Source organism: Rhizobium leguminosarum, assembly GCF_002953715.1.
GTDB classification, from domain to species: Bacteria; Pseudomonadota; Alphaproteobacteria; order Rhizobiales; family Rhizobiaceae; genus Rhizobium; species Rhizobium leguminosarum_V.
The window spans coordinates 1761334-1781632 of the sequence record NZ_CP025012.1 but is presented as its reverse complement, the minus strand read 5'-3'; the positions used below and the strand labels follow the sequence as shown (position 1 = coordinate 1781632).

The window sequence follows — 20299 nt, the reverse complement described above, 5'->3', positions numbered from 1 at the left end:
TGTCCTGGGAGTATTACTGGGTTTCGACCTTGGTGACGTTCTCGAGACGCGTCAGCTGAGACGGATGCCCCACATATCCCTCGACCTTGCTGTTGAGGACGATCGGCTCAAAGCGCTCGAAGAGCGGAAGCACCGCCGGCTTCTGTTCGACGAACATCTTCTGCATCTGAACATAGAGTTCGCCACGCTTCTTGGCGTCCGGCTCCATCGATGCTTTCGCCGTCAGCGCCGTGAGTTCCGGAATATCCCAGGCCGAGCGCCAGACGAAATTGCCGGCATTGTTGGCTTCCTTCGAATTGTCGGGATTGGAGGAAAACTGCTCCATCGAGCCGAGCACGTTCGGCATATAGGCGCTGGTCTGCGGGATCAGCAGATCGAAATCCCTGGCGCGATGGGCGGCGATGATTTCCGAGCCATTGCCCTGCTGGATGTCGATCTTGATGCCAACTTGAGCAAGCGATGCCTGGATGGCGGTGGCAAGATCGATGCGCGGCGTTTGCGCGATGGTCTTCAGCGTCAGCGAAAAGCCGTCCTTGAAGCCTGCCTCGCTCAGCAGCTGCTTCGACTTTTCGACGTCGAGATGCCAATCGGGGTTCGGGATGGCATATTCGAAATTCTCCGGAACGGGAACGTTTCTCGCCCGGCCGTAAGGGCCCATGATCGTCTTTTCGATGCCCTTGTAGTCGATGCCATAGGCGATGGCTTCGCGAACCTTCGGATTGGCGAGGTATTTGTTGCCGGCATTCATCGACAGCACGTAGAAACCGCCCGTCGGAATACGCTGGATGGCAAAGCCCTTCTTGGTCTGGAACGTCGCGAGATCCGATGCGGTCAAGGCGCTGGCAATATCGATATCGCCGCGTTCGAGCATCAGCCGCTCGACCTGGCTTTCAGGCACATGCCGGACGATGACGCGACGCATCTTCGGCGTGCCGGCCATATAGTCCTTGTTGGCGTCGAGGATCACCAGTTCGTTCGGAGACCAGCGATTGAGGGTGAACGGACCGGAGCCGGCAGAATGCGTTCGCATCCACGCATTTCCGTAGTCGTTATCGACGGCGTGGCTCTCGACTTCGACGCTGTCGACCACGCTGGTCGTCGTCGTTGTCAGCCGATAGAGCAGAAGCTCTGCCGTCACCTGGTCGGAGAGATCGATCCGCACCGTCTGATCGTCGACGGCCTTGACGAGCTTTTCGACATTGTCCTTGTCGTAGCCGACGCGCTTGAGGTTAGCGGCGGCGGCCTGGTCCATTTTCAGGAGCCGCGCCAGTGAATAGACGACATCCTTCGAGGTGACCGGGTTACCGGAGACGAAATTGGCCTTGCGCAGCGTAAAGGTGATGCCCTTGTCGTCGATCTTCCAGCTTTCCGCCAGTTGCGGAAGGATCTTGCCATCAGCCGTGCTGGCAACCAGCCGATCGTACAGATTCGACATGATTTCGACCGCCTTGCCTTCGGTCGCCTGCTGCGGATCGAGCGACAAAACCTGCGCCAGCGAAGTGCCAATCACCAGCTGGTCCTGCGGCGTGGCGGCCTGCAGCTGTGCTGCCGATATCGTCAGGGCGCCGATGACGGCACCGACGAACAAGCTCTTAGAAAAATGCTTCATTGTCACTCCTCCCTGGATTACTATAGGAAACATATTATGTCGTCCGTATGTCGTATTATGATTTAACGAAGTCCGATAAGATTGACAAGTCCCGGGCGACAGAGACTTGATGCGAAGGGATTGGGGGAGCCGATATGACGACACTCAGCCGGGGCCGGCAAAGACTGGCGCAACAGGTTATCGATCAACTGCGGGCGCAAATCGAAACGGGGAAGCTGCGCGTCGGCGACCAGCTGCCGACCGAGCCGCAGCTTGAAGCGACATTCGGCGTCAGCCGCACCGTGGTGCGCGAGGCGATAGCCGATCTGAGGTCGGCTGGCTTCGTCAAGCCGATCCAGGGCAAAGGCGTCTTCGTCGCGGATCCGAAGGCGCATTCGATGCTTTCCTTAACACCAGTGGAAATCAAGAGCATTCCGGAAACCCTGGAATTGCTGGAGTTTCGCATGGCCGCCGAGGGTGAAGCGGCGGCGATCGCCGCCTATCGCCGCACCGCCGAGCAGGAAGCGGCGATCCGCGAAGCCAACCGCAGAATGGCGAACCTGATCGAGACGGGACAGCAGACGGTGGAGGCAGATTATGCCTTCCACATGGCAATCGCCGCCGCCACGAACAACCGATTCTATGTTGCCGTCTTGCGCCAATTCGGCCCAAAAGCCATTCCTCGCGGCCAATTTCCGACGCTTCCCGAGGCCAATGACCGCGACTATCTCCAGAAGGTCTATGCCGAACATGTCGAGATCCTGTCAGCGATCGCCGACCAGGATCCGGAGCGGGCGAGACAGGCAATGCGGGCGCATATGCTGGCCAGCCAACGCCGTTATCGCATGCTCGCGGAGCAGCAATAGGGCTCGACACTCTTCGAAATTCATATTATGTCATATGACATTGGATAATTTCGGAAGAGACTCAAATGTATCTGGGAACACAGGTCGCCGCGCGGGACGACGACGATTATCGTATCTTCGCGCAACTGGGCGTGAAGCATATCAATGCCGACCCACCGGGGAAGCCGAGCAGCTGGACGCTCTCCGATCCGAGCGCCATCGCGACAAGGTCGAAAGCTTCGGCTTGATCCTCGACATGATCCAGTTGCCGCTGCCCTCGCAGCCGATCGAGAAGGCTTCCTATCCCGATATCCTGCTTGCCGGCCCCGAGCGCGACAGACAGATCGACGCCGTCTGCAAGCTGATCGAGAATACCGCCGCCGCCGGCATTCCTGCGGTGAAGTACAATCTCAACCTGATCGGCATTCCCCGTACGCCGGATGAGCCGGGACGCGGCGGATCTTTGAATGCGAGCTTCCGCTGGGACAAGACGGATCAGCAGGCCGAGCCCGGCCTTGCCGGTGTGCTTTCCGAAGATGAGAACTGGGAACGGATCGATTATTTCCTGGAACGCGTCGTTCCTGTCGCCGCAAGCAACCGCGTCCGGCTCGCCTGCCATCCGCACGATCCCTATACGCCGCCGGGCTATCGCGGCGTCACGCGGGTTCTGGGTACGGTGGAAGGCCTGAAGAAATTCGTGCTGATGCGCGAAAACCCGTATCACGGCCTCAATTTCTGCCAGGGTTCGATCGGCGAGATGCTGGAAAATCCCGGCAAGGAAATCGACGATGTCATCCGCTGGTTCGGCCAGCGCGGCAAGATCTTCAATGTTCACTTCCGCAATATTCGCGGCGGCAAGCTGTCCTTCATGGAGACCTTCCCTGAAGAAGGCGACATGGACATGGTTCGCTCGGCCAGGATCTACAAGGAGGTGGGCTTCAAATACATGCTGATGCCCGACCATGTGCCGACCGTCAGCGGCAAGGATCCAACCGCCACCGCATTTGCCTTCTGCTACGGCTATATCGCGGCACTTCTCCAAGTGCTCGAGAGCGAGTGAGCCGGTTTTCAACACGTCAAGAATAGGACTTCATGATGAACCCGATTGAATTGAAGAAGGCCGTTGGTAGTGGTCTCCTGTCGTTTCCGGTGACCCATTTCGACGATCAACTCAAATTCGACGAAGCGAAGTACCGCCGTCATGTCGAATGGCTTTCCGGTTATGACGCTGCTGCACTGTTTGCCGCCGGCGGCACCGGTGAATTCTTCTCGCTTAATCCGGCCGAGATTCCGCAGGTGATCCGGGCCGCCAAGGCATCGGCCGGCAAGACGCCGATCATTTCGGGAACCGGCTACGGCACGTCGCTCGCCATCGAGATCGCAGTCGCGGCCGAGAAGGCCGGAGCGGACGGACTGCTGCTGCTGCCGCCCTATCTGATGTTTGCCGAACAGGCGGGTCTCATCGCTCACGTCAAGGCAGTCTGCCAATCGGTCGGCATCGGCGTCATCGTCTATAACCGCGACAACGCCGTCCTGACCGCCGACAGCATCGCGCGCCTGTCGGAGGAATGCCCGAACCTGATCGGCTTCAAGGACGGCGTCGGCGATGTCGACAAGGTGATCGAGATCACCACCCTGCTTGGCGACCGTCTCGTCTATGTCGGCGGCATGCCAACCCATGAGGTTTACGCCCAGGCCTATTTCGCGGCAGGCGTGACGACCTATTCATCGGCCGTTTTCAACTTCGTGCCCGCGCTTGCCCAGCGCTTTTACGGCGCCTTGCGCACCGGCGATCAGGCGACGGTCGATGAGATCCTGAAGGGCTTCTTCTTCCCCTTCGTCGCCTTGCGCAACCGCAAGAAGGGATATGCCGTCTCGATCATCAAGGCCGGCCTTCGCGTCCTCGGGCAGAACCCGGGCCCCGTGCGCCCGCCTCTGACGGATCTTACCCCAGAAGAGCTCGTGCTGCTGGAAAAGATCGTCCAGGCCAACGGCGTGACACGGATCGCGGCTGAATAATATATCGCGGCAGTCGGCCGCCGGGGTGGCCCGGCGGCTGTCCGGTTCACACCACCAACAACGGACATCGGCTCGGCTTGGATAGACGACCGCTACGGGGCCGGAAGCGGCGCGTCTGTTATCGGGGCGAGTTCAGCAGAAGCTGACATTCGGCATCCGACCCCACGTCGGACATTCGCGCGTTATAATCTGGTATGCATTGCGCCGGATCTACACCATCATCGATCCTGAATAGTTGTCGATTTGGCATTCATGGGCGCAAAACCAAACTGTGCCTTGAAGGCTCGGCTGAAGGCTGCTTCGGAATCATAGCCCACTTGCCTGGCGACCGACCCAACCTTGGCATCTGGCTGCCGCATCAAGCCCAAGGCGAGCGTCAGCCGCCAGCGGCTGTGGTAGGAAAGTGGCGCTTCTTTCACCAATGCTGTAAATCGCGCCGCGAAGCCGGACCGGGACAGGCCCGCCACCCGAGCCAGATCGAGCACGGTCCAGCGCCGATAAGGTTCGTCGTGGATGGCCTTGAGCGCGCGGCTGATGCGCGCATCCCCGAGCGCTCCAAGCCAGCCGACATTGCCGCCCCGCTCGATCCGCACCCAGCTCCGCAGGATACTGATCACCAGCACGTCGATCAGCCGCGAAATCATGATGGACGCGCCGGGATACACCTCCTGGGCTTCCTTCATCATGAAGTAGCCAAGGCCCTCGGCCCATCCGGCGGTCTCGCCGCTGGCTTTTGGAATGTGAATGACTGACGGCAGTGCCGATACGAGCCAGGGCACGGAAGCGCTTTCGAACCGAAAGGCTCCAGCGATAAGCTTGGTCTGTTGGCCGCCTCCGCCGTGGGAGACATTGAGTTTTTCGGCGGTAACCTGCGCCGCCATCAGGGCTGCCAAGTCAGCCTCAGTTGCACACTCGCCATCGCTCAAGCCGTGCCCAAGGCCTCGCGGCAGCATGATCAGATCGCCAGTTGCCACCTGCAAGGCATGGCCCTGATCGTTCACAACCGTCAGCCCCCCTTCGAGCACGATGAAGAAATAAGCCGCTCCTGGATGAAAGCGTAGCGCCCATGGTTGGCTGAGCTCGACTGTAAAGACGATTTCGCCATGCAGGCTGACCATGGCCAAAATCTGGGAGAGCAGATCCACCCGAGAGGCGAGCATGATCGCATTTTTGGACGATGGAGCATGCATTGCGGGGCTCGGGTCATGGTGATCCATCTCGGTAAGCCCTAGTTTGGTTTTGTCTTCAAAGAGGAATTATCTGGCAGTTCAAGTGTTTGCGCGAAGGCAAGGCCATCCTGGTCTTCTTGCCGTCGCGTAGGCGACAGCATTGCAGATTATCCGAATTAAGCAATCGCGCTGATGCGCCCTATAGGAGCTCCAAATGAAATCTCTTCTTATGTCCGCCCTGATGCTGACGACCGCCATGCTTGGTGCTGCACCCGCGTGGGCCCAGCCGGCTCTCCCGGATCAAACAATTAAGAATATCGTTCTTGTCCACGGCGCCTTCGTCGACGAAACCAGTTGGGACGGCGTCGCTGCAATCCTGACCGCCAAGGGCTACAAGGTGACTGCGGTAAAGAACCCACTGACCTCGCTTGCTGACGATGTCGCTGCCACCAATGCGGTGCTGGATGCGCAAGATGGCCCGGTCGTCCTGGTGGGCCATTCCTGGGGTGGCGTGGTGATCGGCGAGGCGGGCGACAACGCCAAGGTGGCATCACTCGTCTATGTCTCGGCCTTTGCGCCCGAGAAAGGTGAAACCATCACAGCATTGGCAGCCAGCGGTCCGGCAACCCCCGGAGCGGCGGCCATTCGGCCCGACGCAAAGGGTTACTTGACCATCGATCCTGCAGTATTCCCCAGTGCAGTGGCGGGCGACCTGCCCAAGAAGATCGGTGAACATCTGGCAGCGCACCAGATGCCGATCAATCACACCGCCTTCGATGCGCCTGCTGAGGTCGCGGCATGGCACGACAAGCCAAGCTGGTACGTCCTGAGCTCCAAGGACCTCGTGCTTGATCCCCACGCACAGGCTTTCTTTGCCGAACGGATGAAGGCCAAGGTAACGACGGTCGAGGGGAGCCACGCCTCGCTGGCCTCGCACGCCAAGGAAGTGGCTGCGGTCATAGAAGCGGCCGCAGGAGCAAAGTAGCCCTCGTCAACCGATGCTATCGCCCGCCTAGCAATGGTCGGTAGCATCGATGTGCAACGATCCCACTTGCAGGGTCGCACTCGCAGCGCTGACCCCATATCACCGGCAACACTACTGCCCACGCGCCCTGGCAACGGACAGCGCCGCACTGGCAACCGCCGGAGTAGCGCTCAGCCATCACGCCCCCTCACCGCCCACGAGGTGGTGTCGTGATCGGGGTGCTGGTTGTTGCTCTCATTGATCGCCGCGGCCCAGTCGGCGCCGTTGTCTTCGGTCGCACCGGTATTTTCGATGCCCGTGATCGTATCGAACCATCCCACCATGTTCTCGGTGCAGGTATTGGCAAGCGGCGAGAAGGCATGCGGATCGTCGAGCGAACCGATCATCAGATTGGTGCGACCGTTTTCGAGGTGGTGGAAGAACAATGGCGTGCCGCAACTGGCGCAGAAGCCGCGCTCGACAAGCTCCGAGCTCTTCCAGACGCTCGGCTTGCCGCGTGTCCAGTTGAGCGCATCATCGGGCGCGGCGACGAGCGCGGCAAAGATGTTGCCCGAGGCTTTCTGGCACATGCGGCAATGGCAGAGATGCGAATTGTCAAACATAGCGGTTGCGTGGTAGCGCACGGCACCGCACTGGCAGCCGCCGCTCACCTCCATCTCGATGCGTTTCATTTTTTCTCCTCCTTCAAGAGGCGGGTTTGGGCTTAATCTCTTTTAGGTTTTCGTCTTTTGATCGTCCAGCCTTCCAGAGCGGCGGATCCAATTCCGGTGTTGGTGGGCATGGGTTGCCAGCCCAGAAGAATGGACCCGATCACGCCTCCTCGGTCGTCTGCCCATAACTTCCGCTTCAACCGCCGGTTAAGCGGTGACCGAAGCTCGGTATCGCGCTGAAGTGGTCATCACTCATTTGGCCACCGAGTAGGCGTCAGCGAGTTCCTTGGCCAAAGCTTCAAGGGCTTCCGGGTAAGCTACATCAACACACTGAAGTTTGGCGTCTCGCGCTGCCTCTAACATTTCCCTCTTGTCGCGGATCGAGCGTTCGATAAATTTCTCGATGATCAAAGCCGCCGATTGAGTGGCGTCCTTGTAGCCGGCTTCTTTCATCATGCGGGCACGTAAGAAGTCGTCTTCTGCGTACAGAAAGACAGTTCTGACAAGGTTGGGATCGAGTTTCGTCATATATTCTGGCCGTAGTGCTGACCCTTCAACTACGAAGGGCTTCAAAAGCCGCCTCTGATTTTCGATGATCTGACATATGTACGGCCACATATTCTCGTGGTGAACCTTCAAAAACCAATGCACTGTATCGTCGGAGAGACGAGAATAATATTCAGCTACCTGGGGACGGAGCGTCGGCCACGGTCTACCGGGGTGGCGGCCCAATTTGTCGGTGGAAATGAGTTCCCGACCAAGCGAGACAGCCAAGCTCCTTGCCAGTGTGGATTTTCCAACATGCGAACTGCCACCAATCAAAATCCCCAGGTGGTGTTGCTGCATTCTCTGACCTCCAATATCGCGAAATTGGTCACCAATATTCGCAGTTGCTGACTGCTTTTGGCTAATTGCCAGCGCTCCACGGCTGGTGGCGTTGCCGTGCGTTCGCGGAGCCATTTCCAGAAGGAAATCCTCAGATAGAGCGCAGCTGGTGGTTTAAAAGTACCGGAAGCTGGCTAGACCCGCGGCATCAGTCCGTAGTCGGTGGGTGCCAATCGCTCGGTGACGTTAAGGACGGTCCACATTGCGGCCGATTCCGCCCAGGTGGCCATATCGGCATCACCTGTGTGCGCGAAACCATCGGACTTGTTCATCTCAGAAATGATCGTGATCACCCACGGCAAAGGTGGCAGCAAACCGGATGACGGGCTGGTTTCGGCGATCTCCTGGGCCGAGGATTCGTATGCCCACCGGTTCTAGCGCCTACAGCGCCACGCCAGTACCGCGATCGAAGACGTGGACCTGATCGCTGGTGATGCTTGCCTCGAAGACGGCGCCGTAACGGGCGGGGTATTCGCCGTCGACGATGGCGGTCACCTGCTGTCCGGCGAGATCGAAGACCACATGGGTCTGGGCGCCTGTCGGTTCCACCAGCATCGTCCGGCCGGCGAGCGGCGTGCCGGCGGCGACACCCGGAATGAGATGTTCGGGGCGCAGGCCGATGGTGATGGCCTGGCCGGCCTTGACCTTGCGGTCAGGCGCGATGCGGATTGCCGTACCGTCGCTGAGACGAGCAGCAGGCCCACCATTTTCGCCGTCGACCGTGCCTTCGAGCATGTTCATTGCCGGGGATCCGATGAAGGCGGCGACGAAGAGATTGGCGGGCTTCCTGTAGAGTTCGAGCGGCGTGCCCTCTTGCTCCACCCTGCCCTGATTGAGCACGACGATGCGGTCGGCAAGCGTCATCGCTTCAATCTGGTCATGGGTGACATAGATCGAGGTCGTCCTGACCTTCTGGTGCAGCGTCTTGATTTCCGAGCGCATCTGCACGCGCAGCTTGGCATCGAGGTTGGAGAGCGGCTCGTCGAACAGGAAGACGGCGGGGTTGCGCACGACGGCGCGGCCCATCGCGACGCGCTGGCGCTGGCCGCCGGAAAGCTGGGCCGGCTTGCGGTCGAGGAGCTCGGCGAGATCCAGCATGCGGGCGGCTTCGGCCACCCGGGCCTCGATCTGGGGTTTGGCAACGCCGGCGAGCTTCAGATTGAAACCCATGTTTTCAGCGACAGTCATGTGCGGGTAAAGCGCGTAGGATTGGAAGACCATGGCGATGTTGCGTTCGCGCGGAGTCATGCTGTTTACGACTTTGCCGCCGATGGCGATCTCGCCATCGGTGATCTCCTCGAGGCCCGCGATCATTCTTAGCAACGTCGATTTTCCGCAACCGGACGGGCCGACGAGGGCGACGAATTCGCCATCCTCAATATGAAGCGAAATGCCGTGGATGACGTCGACGGCGCCATAGGTCTTGCTGATATCGGTGAGTTCAACGGATGCCATGATTGCACTCCAACGGTTCGGCTCAGGACTTCACGGCGCCGGCGGTCAGACCGGCGATGATGTGTCTCTGGGCGACGAAAAAGACGATGATGGTGGGAAGGATGGTCAGCGTGATGAAGGCCAGCACCAGCTGCCACTCCGTGCCGTACTCGCCGCGATAGACCATGATGCCGAGCGGCCAGGGATATTTCGATTCCGAATTCAGCATGATCAGCGGCAGGATGTAGCTGTTCCAGCTGCCGACGAAGGAGATGATGCTGACGGTGGCGACGATCGGCCGGGAAAGCGGCAGCGAGATATGCCAGAAGAATCTGAGATAGCCGCAGCCGTCGACGAAGGCCGCCTGAAACAATTCTTCCGGAAGGTTGCGGAAATAGTTTCGAAACAGCAGGATGCTCATGCCAAGGCCGAAGGCCACCTGCGGCAGCACCACGCCCCAATAGGTATCGAGCAGGCCGAGATCGCGGATGCGGATGAAGAGCGGCAGGATCGCGGTCGCCGCCGGAAACATCAGGCCGAGCAGGAAATAATTGAGCAGGAACGACGATCCGAAGAACCGGACATGGGCAAAGGCGAAAGCCGCCATGGACGAGACAATCAGCGTCAGGAGGACGGTGAGCGACGCGATCACAAGCGAATTGCCGATCTGCAACCAGTAGCGTTCGCCGAAGAGAATGTCGGTATAGTTCGCCCATTGCCACTCTGTCGGCAGGCCGAAGGGATTGGTGCGCAGGTCACCCAGCGTCTTGAAGCCGCCGAGCGCCGTCGTCAGCAACGGCACGAGCACGATTGCGGCAATCAGGCTCAGCGACACGTAGAGATAGACGCGCGTGGACGTGCTCATGCGGATGGAAGAGCTCATATCAGTCATGGCGCATGAATATCCTTTTGTAACCGAAGGCGAGCGTCACGCAGATGATGAAGAGCACGACGCCGACGGCGCTGCCGAGGCCGACCTGCATGCGCATGACGCCATAGGTGTAGAGGAAGGTGACCATCGTCTGGGTGGAGTTGGACGGCCCGCCGCCCGTCAGCGGCATGATCATGTCGAAGAGCTGCAGCGAGCCGACGACGGCAAAGAAGATGGAAAGACGCAAGGTCGAGCCGAGCAGCGGCAGCGTGACGTAACGGAATTTCTGCCAGCCGGTGGCGCCGTCGATTTCGGCTGCCTCCAGCACGCTCTTGTCGACGGATTGCAGGCCGGCGATGAACAGCATCATGTGGAAGCCGAAATATTTCCAGACGATGACGCCAAGCACGGCATAGATCGCCACATCCTTGTCGGCGAGCACATAAGGGTTGGCGAAGCCGAAGAAATTGGAAACGGCGGCAAACAGGCCATAGTCGCCGTCATAGACGAAGCGCCAGATAAGGCCCGCGGCAACGTCCGCCAGCACATAGGGCAGGAAGAAGATCAGGCGGTAGCCGACGACACCCGGAATGCGGTGCGCCAGCATGGTGGCGAGCCAGATGGCGAGCGGCACCTGGATGCAGATCGAGATCACGATGATCAGGCCGTTATTGACCAGCGCCTGGGTGAAAGCCGCATTTCGAAACAGAACCTGGAAATTGCGCAGCGCGATGAACTCGGTCGGCGTGCCGTAGCCATTCCACTTGTAGAGGCTGTACCAGGCCGCCTCGCCCATCGGCATGATGACGAAGAGCGTGAAAAGCAGCAGCGCCGGCGGCAGGAAGATCAACAGCACCGCCAGCCGGTCATGGGCGACCGAGCTCTTGCTGTTTGCGGCTCTTTTTGCCGGCCTCGCGGCAGTGGTTATCGATGGGACTGAAATATTGGCCATGGGTCCTGCTTTCGCATCTCGTCGGCAGCAATGCTGGCGCTCCTGCTCTTCACTGGAGCGCCAGGATGGATCTGCAGGCGCTGGTTATTGTTCCAGCTCGAAAGCGTCCTGGATCATCTGTGCGCCGTCCTTGGAATTCATCTGACCGGAGACGATTTCCACCGACACGTCGTTGACGACACGGCCGACCGCCGCACCGAGATCCTGGTCGAAATAGTTCTGATGCCAGGTCGAGGCGGCCAGCTGTTTTGCCGATTCGGCAAGCAGCGGGTTGGTGACGCCGTCACCGGCGCCGACGGCAACGGGCAGAAGCATGCCTGATTTGGCCATCGCCCGCTCATTGTCCGCATTCGTCAGGAAGGCGAGGAAATCGATCGCTTCCTTGGATGCCTTCTTGGTGACAGCCCAGCCGTTCAGACCGCCAAGCGTATCCGTCGGCTTGCCGGCGCCGCCATCGACCGCCGGGAAGGCGAAACGGCCGATATTTTCGGGCGCGAGACCCTTGCCGTCACCGGCATTCTTGCGCTGGTTGGCCTCGGTATTTTCAAAGCCGAGGATGATCGCGGCCTTGCCGTCACCGAAAACGCCGAGCGCCTGCGGCCAGGTCGAGCCGAGATAGCCGGGCTGGAACGGTTCGAGCTTTCCGAGTTCGGCGAGATCGTCGCCGGCCTTGATGATCGCGGGATCGAGGAAACCTTCGCCCTGGCCGGTCTTTGCCGCTTCGAAGACCTTCTGTCCGCCTTCGCGCATGACGAGATAGCTCCAGTAGAAGTGGATCGGCCATTTTTCACCGCCGCCGCCGGCGATCGGCACGATGCCTGCGGCCTTGATCTTCTTCACCGTGCCGAGAAAATCAGCCCAGTTCTTGATGTCCTCGGCCTTGACGCCGGCCTTGGCAAACAGGTCCTTGTTGTAGAAAAAGCTGACCAGACCGACCTTATAGGGAATAGCCCAGGTCTTGCCTTCAAATGTCAGGCCGCTGACCGAAGCCGGGCTATAGGCGCCGCGCAACTTGCCGCCATCGGCATCCAGCGCCGGCGTCACATCCTGGAGCGCGCCGGTCTCGGACTGCTGCTTCAAGACGCCGCCGCCCCAGCTGAAAAAGAAATCCGGCACGTCGTCAGACTGCAGCAATGTCGGAAGCTTGGCCTTGAAGGCCTCGTTTTCGAGAAACTGCATCTGGATATCGACGTCTGGATGCTGGGCTTCGTATTTCTTGACGATATCTTCCCAGGCCGCGACGTATTTCGGGTCGAGCTCGAGATGCAGCCACTTGACCACCGTCGTTGCCGAGGCAGCTCCTGCTCCGGCCAGCAACATGCCGGCAGCCGCGGCCATGGATGCGATACGCCTGCCGCGAAGAGCGGCGCTCTTGAACCTAAAAGTCATGATTTTCCTCCCAGGGGGCTATCCTCACAATTTTTCCCCTATGCGGATTAATTCAACGGAGCTTTGACCCAATGTCAACCCAATGCCTCTATTTTTATCAAACGCGCTTGACAGGACCGCCGAATTGCCCGCTATTTATTTCGTAACCCGTTAAAAATATTTGGGTTCCGCCCCAATGAAACGATCGCCTGGCTATTTCCAATGAAGACCGCAGATCCCGAATTAATGCGCGCGATCAATCGCTTGAACGTGCTCGATACCATCAGGCGCCATGGTCCGATCTCGCGGATAGAGATCAGCGAGCGAACCGAACTCTCCACCACGACCGTTTCGGCCATCACCGCCTCGCTGCTCGACGACGGCCTCATCCTGCCGCGTCACGAAGGCGATATCCGCAATGAGGCCGTGCGCGGACGGCCGCGGGTGATGCTGGAGCTCAATCCCGATGCTGCCCGCGTGGTGGGCGCCAAGATCGCCGCCAACAGGATGGTCTTCGTCGTCACCAATTTCCGCGGCGACGTGCTGTCGAAGCTCGCCTTGCCGATTCGCATCGACCGGCAGCCGATCGGCGTCATCGCCGATCTGGTCGAGGACGGGGTCAGGCGTTGCGTCGTCGATGCCGGGCTGTCGCTGGAGGATGTCGACAGCGTCTGCCTCGGCTTTCCCGGCGTCATCGAGCACCGCACCGGCTACATAAGAAGCAGCCCGATCTTTCGCGACACCAATGTCGATTTCGCCGCCGAAATGTCGACCCGGCTGGCAACGCCGACCATTGTCGAAAGCGACGCCCACGCCATCACGCTTGGCCATCACTGGTTCGGGAAGGCCCGCGATCTTGAGGATATGGTGCTGATTTCGCTCGAACAAACGCTGGGTCTCGGGGTCCTGCACGGTAACAGCCTGTTTCGCGGCGCCGGCGGCCTCAGCCACAATCTCGGCGACCTCGTGCTCGGCATGGGACCGAATGGCGTCGTCCGGCTTTTCAGCCAGGCCGGCGAAAGCGCGATCCTCGGCGAACAGCAGGCCGATGGGCGTTTTGCCGAAGCGATCCGTCTCGGCCGCGGCATGAACCATGCCCAGGCGCTGATCAAGGCCGACGACGACCGGCTGATCAGTGCCGCCATCCGCGCCGGCGAAGCGGTTGGTTTGACCATCGCCAATATCGTCACGCTGTTTGCGCCGCCGCGGGTCATTCTGGTGGGGTCGAGCCTGGCGCTCGGCGAACCCTTTCTCAACAGTCTGCGCGATGCTTATGCGCTTGCCATTCCGCCGTCGCTGCGCGGCGTGAGCGAACTCGTCTTCGACGATTCGACCGATGATTTCTGGGCGCAGGGTGCCGCAGCGGTGGCGCTCTACGAACTCTACGAATCGCCCTGGAGCACGACGGGGCCGGCGCTCTGACTAGCGACACAATCAAGATCAATGGCAAGACCAATGGAGGAATTCATGGACAAGGTCGGTATCGGCATCATCGGATGCGGCAATATTTCGGGCGCCTATCTCACGGCGATGGCATCCTTTCCCATCCTCGACATTCGCGGCGTCGCCGACCTCAACCGGGAGCTGGCGGAAGCAAAGGCTGCGGAATTCAACGTTCCCGTCAAGACGGTTGAGGAGCTTTTTGCCGACCCTAGGGTCGAGATCATCGTCAATCTGACGATCCCGAAGGCCCATGTTGCCGTGGCGCTGCAGGCGCTTGAGGCCGGCAAGCATACCTATTCGGAAAAGCCGCTCGGGATTAATTTCGCGGAAGGGAAAAAATTGGCGGAAGCCGCCAAGGCGAGGAATCTTCGCATCGGCGCTGCCCCCGACACCTTCCTCGGCGGCGGCCACCAGACGGCGCGCACCCTGATCGACCAAGGCGTCATCGGCCAGCCAGTCGGCGGCTCGGCGACCTTCATGTGCCCGGGCCATGAGCGCTGGCATCCGAACCCGGCCTTCTATTACGAAGTCGGCGGCGGGCCGATGCTCGATATGGGTCCCTATTACATCACCGATCTCGTCAATCTTCTCGGACCTGTTTCACAGGTGGCGGGTTTTGCGACGACGCCGCGATCGGAACGGCTGATCACCAGCGAACCGCGAAACGGCGAACGCATTCCCGTGCACGTGCCGACCCATGTCACCGGCATGATGGCCTTTGCCAACGGCGCCGTCGTCCAAATCGCCATGAGCTTCGACGTTGCCGGCCACAAGCATGTGCCGCTCGAAGTCTACGGAACCGAAGCCACGCTGATCGTTCCCGATCCCAACAAGTTTGGCGGACCGGTGGAATATCTGAAGAAGGGCGGTTCGTTCGAGGACCAGCCGGTCACATCACCCTATGCCGATGGCAACTACCGCTCGCTCGGCGTTGCCGATATGGCGCATGCGATCCGCTCCAACCGGCCGCACCGCGCCAATGGCGATCTGGCCCTGCATGTGCTCGAAGTCATGGAAGCATTCCACACCGCCGCCGCAACCGGCCGGACGGTCGCGATCACCACGGCAACGGAGCGCCCTGCCCCCTTGTCCGATTCCATCGTCGACGGACGACTGGCGAAATAAGTTTCAGGAGGAAAGACTATGCGTGAAGCACTGATCGTCTGGGGCGGCTGGAGCGGGCATGAGCCGCAGGAGTGCGCCGAAATCATCAAGACCATGCTCGAGGAGGATGGCTTCAAGGTCTATCTCGAGCACGGCACCGAGGCGCTTGCCGACCCTTCCGTCCATGATCTCAGCCTCGTCGTGCCGATCATGACGATGTCGAAGATCGAGAAGGAAGAGGTCAAGAACCTCGCGACCGCGATCGAAAGCGGCGTCGGCATCGCCGGCTATCACGGCGGCGCGGGCGATGCCTTCCGCGACTCCGTCGACTATCAGTTCATCATCGGCGGCCAGTGGGTGGCTCACCCCGGCAACATCATCGACTATACCGTCAACATCACCCGCCCCGATGATCCGCTCATGGAGGGAATTGCCGATTTTCCCTATACCTCAGAGCAATATTACATGCATGTCGACCCCTCGAACGAGGTTCTGGCGACGACGAAATTTACCGGCGAACACGCCTACTGGATCGACGGCGTCGTCATGCCCGTCGTCTGGAAGCGGAAATACGGCAAGGGCCGGGTCTTCTATTCCTCGCTCGGCCATCAGGCCAAGGAATTCGACGTTCCCCAGATGAAGACCATCTTCCGCCGCGGCGCCAACTGGGCGGCGCGGTAAGGCTGTCCGGTTTGGACCCGAGACGCGGCCCCTCACCCTAACTTAATCCAGTTCGTGCGGATGGCTGCCCCTCACCCTAACCTTACCGGGGTCGAGCCACTCGTCTCGCCCCGTCCTTCGGACCCCCGTAAACGGGGCGAGGGGACGTGCCCTGCGAGAGGCCAGTGGGGAACGGAGAGGTCACGACATGTCCCCTTCTCCCCGCCTGCGGGGAGAAGGTGGCGGCAGCCGGATGAGGGGCAACTCGCGATCTCAGCGCAAGATCAACGCCGTCCCGTAGAGCCCCAATGCAAACACCGTATGAGCCAGCAGGTTGAAGCACCGGACCTTGTTCGGGGTCGGATGTTTGGAGGCGGCCCAGCCGATGCCGAGGCCGGGCTGCAGCAGGAACCACCCTGCCCCGACGGTGATGATGCCGAAGATCCAGGCGGGAAGAAATGTCGGGGCCGCCAGCCAGGGCGAGCCCATGATGATGGCGAAGATCACCCCATAGAGGATGCCGACGGCGTAATGGCTGATCCAGCCGAGCGCCAGCTCATGGGCATAAGGCTCGGCGTCGGCAATGCTCTCGTGAAAGACCTTGCCGCGGCGAAGGTGCCAGAACCAGCGTCCCACAGGTGCCCAGTTGGGGGCCGACTGGCCGAACTGGGTGAGCAGGATCGCCCAGAGGTCCATGAGGATGGTTGCGCCGGCGCCGATCACCAGGCCGCGCCACAGAATATCGAACATTGGGAATCACCGGAAAACGTTGCGATTGCAGGACGCTACAAAATCATCGCAGACGCGCCGGCGCAATGGCTGCGGTGAATTCACCTACCACAATTCAGAGGCTAATCCGGCTGCGGTCCGCCCTCGCCCTCAGTTTCTCCCGCGCCATTGCCGATATCGCCGCTGATATCCTCGGCAAACTTCCGCATCAGCCGCACGAGTTCATTGAAGTCATGTTCCTCCCAGCTTTCGAAGATGGCGCGGCCCATCCGCTCGCGGGCGATGTCGATGCGATCGGTCATTGCCTTGCCCTTCGGGCTGATGACCGCCTCGCGCACGCGGCGGTCGGCGGCATTTCCGCGGCGCTCCACCAGATCGAGGCTTTCGAGCTTGGCGACCTGACGGCTGACGGTGGTGTAGTCGCGCCCGGCGCGGTCGGCGAGTTCGACCACCCCGATGGGGCCGAGCCGTTCTATCGTGACGAGCAGCGGAAACAGCGCGCGATCGAGCGAAATCCCAGCCTCCCGGACCATCTGCTCATCGCGCTGCGGGCGGTTCATGACGCTGACGATCTCGATCAAAGCCCCATGCAGTTCGCGCAGCTTTCCGCTTATATGTGTATTTTGCACATTCTTTGTTGACGTCATGTCGATTCCCCTATTATGTGCATAATACACATATGGAGAAATCAATGACAGAGAATTCCACAGTCGACGTGCTGATATCAGGCGCCGGTGCGGCCGGCCTGACGCTGGCGATCGAGCTGGCGCGGCGCGGCGTCTCCTTCCGCCTGATCGAAAAATTGAACGACCCATTCCGCGGTTCCCGCGGCAAGGGTATTCAGCCGCGAAGCCAGGAGGTGTTCGAAGATCTCGGCATTCTCGACCGGATCGTTGCGCTCGGCGGCGCCTATCCCAGGCAGCGGGAATATCGTGACGACGGCAGCGTCAGCGAATCCGACGCCGTGGTGCGTGAAGAGCCGACGCCGGCCGAGCCCTATCATCTTCCCTTGATGGTGCCGCAGTTCCTGACCGAAGGTGTGATGCGCGAGCGCCTGCTCGAACTTGGGCATCGCCCCCAATTCGCCAGCGAACTCATCGGCTTCGAACAGGATGAGGCGGGCGTGACTGCGCGGCTTAAGGGCGCATCCGGCGAAGAGACCATCCGCGTGTGCTGGCTCGTCGGCGCCGATGGCGGCCGCAGCTTCGTGCGCCATGCGCTCGATATCGGCTTTCCCGGCAAGACGCTCGGAGTGCGCGCCATCGTCGCCGATGTCATTCTCAAGGGATTGGATCGCGACGCTTGGCATCGCTTCGGCGATGGCGACATGCAGCGGCAGATCGCCATTTGCCCGCTGGCGGGAACGGATCTGTTCCAGATCCAGGGACCCATCCCGCTCGATGGCGAAGTCGATCTCTCCGCGGCAGGCTTGACCGCCCTGGTGAAGGAGCGCACCGGCCGTAACGACATCGAGATCCACTCGGTCTCCTGGGCGTCAGCCTTCCATATGAACGCCCGGCTTGCCGATCGCTACCGGCTCGGCCGCGTCTTCCTGGCCGGCGATGCCGCCCATACGCATCCGCCGACCGGCGGACAGGGTCTGAATACCAGCGTTCAGGACGCCTATAATCTCGGATGGAAACTGGCTGCGGTCACTGCCGGCGCCCCTGACGCGCTGCTCGACAGCTATGAGGAAGAGCGTCGCCCGGTCGCCGCCACCATGCTCGGGCTGGCGACCAATCTTCTCGACGCCATGAAGCGAGGCGATATTCGGCGCGGCCGCGAGGTCCATCAACTCGATATCGGCTACCCCTCCTCCTCTTTCGCGCTGGAAAAGCCGGAGCGGAGCGCCGGCCTGCTTGCCGGCGACCGTGCGCCCGATGCGCCGCTCAGAGGTGCCGGCGGCCAGCCGACGCGCCTGTTCGAACTGTTCAAGGGCGCGCACTGGACGCTGTTGGGTTATGAGGTCGAGCAAGCCGCCATGCAGCCGCGCCCAGGCCTGCACATCCACAGGATCGGCCGGCGCGGAGATATCATCGACGAAGGCGGGCATTTCCGTGATGCTTACGGTCTGGCATCGGGCGACTGGGTGCTCGTGCGTCCGGACGGCTATGTCGGCGCCATCGTCGCGTCTGGCCACGCCTGGGCGCTGGAAGCCTATCTCGCAAATGTCGGCCTTGCTGCATAAGCGGCAACTCAAAGCGCCACGGCGCCGTTGGCGCGTCTGAAAGGACGCGCTGCTTGGCCCCTGGCCGCGGGAAACCGCCACGATCGCATGGCGCCGGCGAAGCGGGTCGACGCTCGGGGCGACCGCCCAAGCGCACCGTCCCAGCCGCAATCAGAGAGAAATGTGATGAGCGACGAACTGCGTCCGATCGATGCCGCCGCAAGTGCCACGTCGCAGCGGCTTGATTGGCGGCTGATGCTGCCGGTTTTCATCATCGTCAGCCTCGATGCCGCCAGCAGCGGCGCCATTCTGCCGATCCTGCCTTTCTACCTCACGACACTCGGGGCGTCGCCGCTCGTTCTGGGGCTCGTCCTCGGTGCGGAAGCGCTCAGCCAGTTGATCCGGAGACGAGCGCTGCGGGCGGCTGACACCGGGCCTGGCTGGCCTATGTTTCAGAGAGCGTCGCGCTCGTATCGCGGCGCCCATCCGCGGGCCATCCCGCGGCTCATCACGCTTTCCGCCAGCGCCAGTTGCTGGCGGAGATGTTTACAGTCATCGAGCAGCGAGCGTATCGCCGCCTTGGCGTTGTCATCATGCCAGGCAAGCACGGCTTCGACTTCCCAGGCTTGATCGGGCCAGGTTTGATCTGGCCAGGCTTGTTCGGCCCCAGCTTGTTCGGGGCGTGCCTGACCGGGTTCCAAGATCCTTGCCGGCCGCATCAGTTCAGCGCCAACGGCAATTGAACCGGACGCGGCAATGGCGGCAGCGGCCGGCTGAGTTCGACCTTTCTCTGCCAGGCGGCACGTCGCTGTTGATCTCGCTCGCGGGCTGCGCGGGACGCTTCGACAAGCGCGAGGGCGTTGGCGATCACCTGTTCCGTATGCGTCATGATCATCTCCAATGTTCCTGTTTTGTTCTAAGTTAGAACTTTGGCAGGAAAAGTCAAGCGCCGGGACGATCTGGCTGAGTACCGGCGTCGAGGCGCGGCCGATAGTCAGTCCGCTGCTTCTATGACCGCGATGCCGGCCTCCTGCGCAGCCCTGATGAAGGCCGCCCGCACATGTTCCGGCGGGAGATCGCCGATAATCGCATCCAGGCACGATTTGACGGCCTCGAAATACTCTTCGCCGTCGTCTACCGGCCAGTCGCGCAGGAGCGTGCGCGCAGCGTCCCACACTGAGTTAATAACGGCATAATGGCCGAGCCCCATTGAGGCCAAGCCAACCGGTCGAAAATGTTCCGTCTGTCTCACTTTGCTACAGCTTTTCCCAATTTCCGTGGAGCTTATGGGTACGATGCAAATTGCGTGCCGTTGGCGGGCCGCGTCACCAGCCGAGGCGCGGCCCTACGGGACTTGAACTTCAGCGAGGCTCGCAGTGTAGACGTTCCTCTTCGTCCCCTCCAGATCCCCTGCAGCCGGTGCTTTTGAG

Annotated in this window: 21 protein-coding genes and 1 pseudogene; 8 read left to right on the top strand and 14 right to left on the bottom strand. The window is 60.8% G+C overall.

Translation table 11 applies throughout. The features are described from left to right. Positions 1-13: 13 nt before the first annotated feature. Positions 14-1609, bottom strand: a complete 1596-nt coding sequence (locus CUJ84_RS09135) for an ABC transporter substrate-binding protein (RefSeq protein WP_105005937.1) — start codon at positions 1607-1609, stop codon at positions 14-16. 134 nt (positions 1610-1743) lie between these two features. On the opposite strand from CUJ84_RS09135, the gene CUJ84_RS09130 reads away from it, so the two are divergent. The 3 genes and pseudogenes from CUJ84_RS09130 (at position 1744) to kdgD (ending at position 4452) form a co-directional block, all read left to right on the top strand. Further along, on the top strand, positions 1744-2454 hold the full coding sequence (locus tag CUJ84_RS09130; RefSeq protein WP_018069616.1) for a FadR/GntR family transcriptional regulator: 711 nt from the start codon (positions 1744-1746) through the stop codon (positions 2452-2454). A gap of 65 nt (positions 2455-2519) precedes the next feature. Then, positions 2520-3493: pseudogene (locus CUJ84_RS09125) on the top strand (mannonate dehydratase). A 32-nt stretch (positions 3494-3525) separates the two neighbouring features. Further along, positions 3526-4452, top strand: a complete 927-nt coding sequence (gene kdgD, locus CUJ84_RS09120; protein WP_105005936.1) for a 5-dehydro-4-deoxyglucarate dehydratase — start codon at positions 3526-3528, stop codon at positions 4450-4452. Between the two features lie 218 nt (positions 4453-4670). Here kdgD and CUJ84_RS09115 read toward each other — a convergent pair whose 3' ends face one another. Then, entirely contained in the window at positions 4671-5642 is a 972-nt protein-coding gene (locus tag CUJ84_RS09115) for an AraC family transcriptional regulator (RefSeq protein ID WP_018494672.1), read from the bottom strand. 193 nt (positions 5643-5835) lie between these two features. Between CUJ84_RS09115 and CUJ84_RS09110 the strand changes: the two genes are divergently transcribed. Continuing rightward, positions 5836-6606, top strand: a complete 771-nt coding sequence (locus CUJ84_RS09110; protein WP_105005935.1) for an alpha/beta hydrolase — start codon at positions 5836-5838, stop codon at positions 6604-6606. Between the two features lie 170 nt (positions 6607-6776). Here CUJ84_RS09110 and CUJ84_RS09105 read toward each other — a convergent pair whose 3' ends face one another. From CUJ84_RS09105 to CUJ84_RS09075, 6 genes are all read right to left on the bottom strand, one after another. After that, positions 6777-7277 (bottom strand): GFA family protein, encoded by a 501-nt coding sequence (locus tag CUJ84_RS09105; protein ID WP_105005934.1) that lies wholly within the window; start codon positions 7275-7277, stop codon positions 6777-6779. A gap of 231 nt (positions 7278-7508) precedes the next feature. Then, entirely contained in the window at positions 7509-8102 is a 594-nt protein-coding gene (locus tag CUJ84_RS09100; protein ID WP_105005933.1) for a hypothetical protein, read from the bottom strand. Between the two features lie 420 nt (positions 8103-8522). Next, positions 8523-9596 carry an ABC transporter ATP-binding protein gene (locus tag CUJ84_RS09090; protein ID WP_105005931.1) on the bottom strand — a complete coding sequence of 358 codons (1074 nt, stop codon included), beginning with the start codon at positions 9594-9596 and terminating at the stop codon, positions 8523-8525. Between the two features lie 22 nt (positions 9597-9618). Beyond that, positions 9619-10467 (bottom strand): carbohydrate ABC transporter permease, encoded by an 849-nt coding sequence (locus CUJ84_RS09085; RefSeq protein WP_003539503.1) that lies wholly within the window; start codon positions 10465-10467, stop codon positions 9619-9621. Beyond that, positions 10460-11398 carry a carbohydrate ABC transporter permease gene (locus CUJ84_RS09080; protein ID WP_003559249.1) on the bottom strand — a complete coding sequence of 313 codons (939 nt, stop codon included), beginning with the start codon at positions 11396-11398 and terminating at the stop codon, positions 10460-10462. Before CUJ84_RS09080 ends, CUJ84_RS09085 begins: the two co-directional genes overlap by 8 nt. An 84-nt stretch (positions 11399-11482) precedes the next feature. After that, positions 11483-12787, bottom strand: coding sequence for an ABC transporter substrate-binding protein (locus CUJ84_RS09075; protein WP_105005930.1), 1305 nt, complete (start codon positions 12785-12787; stop codon positions 11483-11485). A gap of 201 nt (positions 12788-12988) precedes the next feature. Between CUJ84_RS09075 and CUJ84_RS09070 the strand changes: the two genes are divergently transcribed. From CUJ84_RS09070 to CUJ84_RS09060, 3 genes are read left to right on the top strand one after another with little or no spacing between them, the layout of a single operon-like run. Continuing rightward, positions 12989-14188: an ROK family transcriptional regulator gene (locus CUJ84_RS09070; RefSeq protein WP_003539497.1), complete on the top strand. Its 1200-nt coding sequence runs from the start codon at positions 12989-12991 to the stop codon at positions 14186-14188. Between the two features lie 45 nt (positions 14189-14233). Continuing rightward, the gene (locus tag CUJ84_RS09065) at positions 14234-15334 is read left to right on the top strand and encodes a Gfo/Idh/MocA family protein (RefSeq protein WP_105008131.1); all 1101 of its coding nucleotides are present in this window, start codon (positions 14234-14236) and stop codon (positions 15332-15334) included. Positions 15335-15352: 18 nt separating this feature from the next. After that, a complete protein-coding gene (locus CUJ84_RS09060; protein WP_003539493.1) occupies positions 15353-15994 on the top strand; it encodes a ThuA domain-containing protein in 642 nt (213 codons plus the stop codon). Positions 15995-16246: 252 nt separating this feature from the next. On the opposite strand, the gene CUJ84_RS09055 is transcribed toward CUJ84_RS09060, so the two are convergent. After that, complete coding sequence (locus tag CUJ84_RS09055) at positions 16247-16723, bottom strand: DUF2938 domain-containing protein (RefSeq protein ID WP_105005929.1); 477 nt, start codon at positions 16721-16723, stop codon at positions 16247-16249. A 101-nt stretch (positions 16724-16824) separates the two neighbouring features. Beyond that, positions 16825-17349: a MarR family winged helix-turn-helix transcriptional regulator gene (locus CUJ84_RS09050; RefSeq protein WP_105005928.1), complete on the bottom strand. Its 525-nt coding sequence runs from the start codon at positions 17347-17349 to the stop codon at positions 16825-16827. A 44-nt stretch (positions 17350-17393) separates the two neighbouring features. On the opposite strand from CUJ84_RS09050, the gene CUJ84_RS09045 reads away from it, so the two are divergent. Beyond that, entirely contained in the window at positions 17394-18890 is a 1497-nt protein-coding gene (locus CUJ84_RS09045) for an FAD-dependent oxidoreductase (protein WP_105005927.1), read from the top strand. 8 nt (positions 18891-18898) lie between these two features. On the opposite strand, the gene CUJ84_RS38670 is transcribed toward CUJ84_RS09045, so the two are convergent. The 4 genes from CUJ84_RS38670 to CUJ84_RS09025 all read right to left on the bottom strand — a co-directional run bounded on the left by CUJ84_RS38670 (position 18899) and on the right by CUJ84_RS09025 (position 20121). Beyond that, a complete protein-coding gene (locus CUJ84_RS38670; RefSeq protein WP_245457542.1) occupies positions 18899-19177 on the bottom strand; it encodes a hypothetical protein in 279 nt (92 codons plus the stop codon). A 144-nt stretch (positions 19178-19321) separates the two neighbouring features. Continuing rightward, positions 19322-19588 (bottom strand): hypothetical protein, encoded by a 267-nt coding sequence (locus tag CUJ84_RS38665; RefSeq protein ID WP_105005926.1) that lies wholly within the window; start codon positions 19586-19588, stop codon positions 19322-19324. Next, on the bottom strand, positions 19588-19758 hold the full coding sequence (locus CUJ84_RS09030) for a hypothetical protein (RefSeq protein WP_162039352.1): 171 nt from the start codon (positions 19756-19758) through the stop codon (positions 19588-19590). Before CUJ84_RS09030 ends, CUJ84_RS38665 begins: the two co-directional genes overlap by 1 nt. 105 nt (positions 19759-19863) lie before the next feature. Next, positions 19864-20121 carry a DUF982 domain-containing protein gene (locus CUJ84_RS09025; RefSeq protein WP_027684795.1) on the bottom strand — a complete coding sequence of 86 codons (258 nt, stop codon included), beginning with the start codon at positions 20119-20121 and terminating at the stop codon, positions 19864-19866. Positions 20122-20299 lie beyond the last annotated feature (178 nt).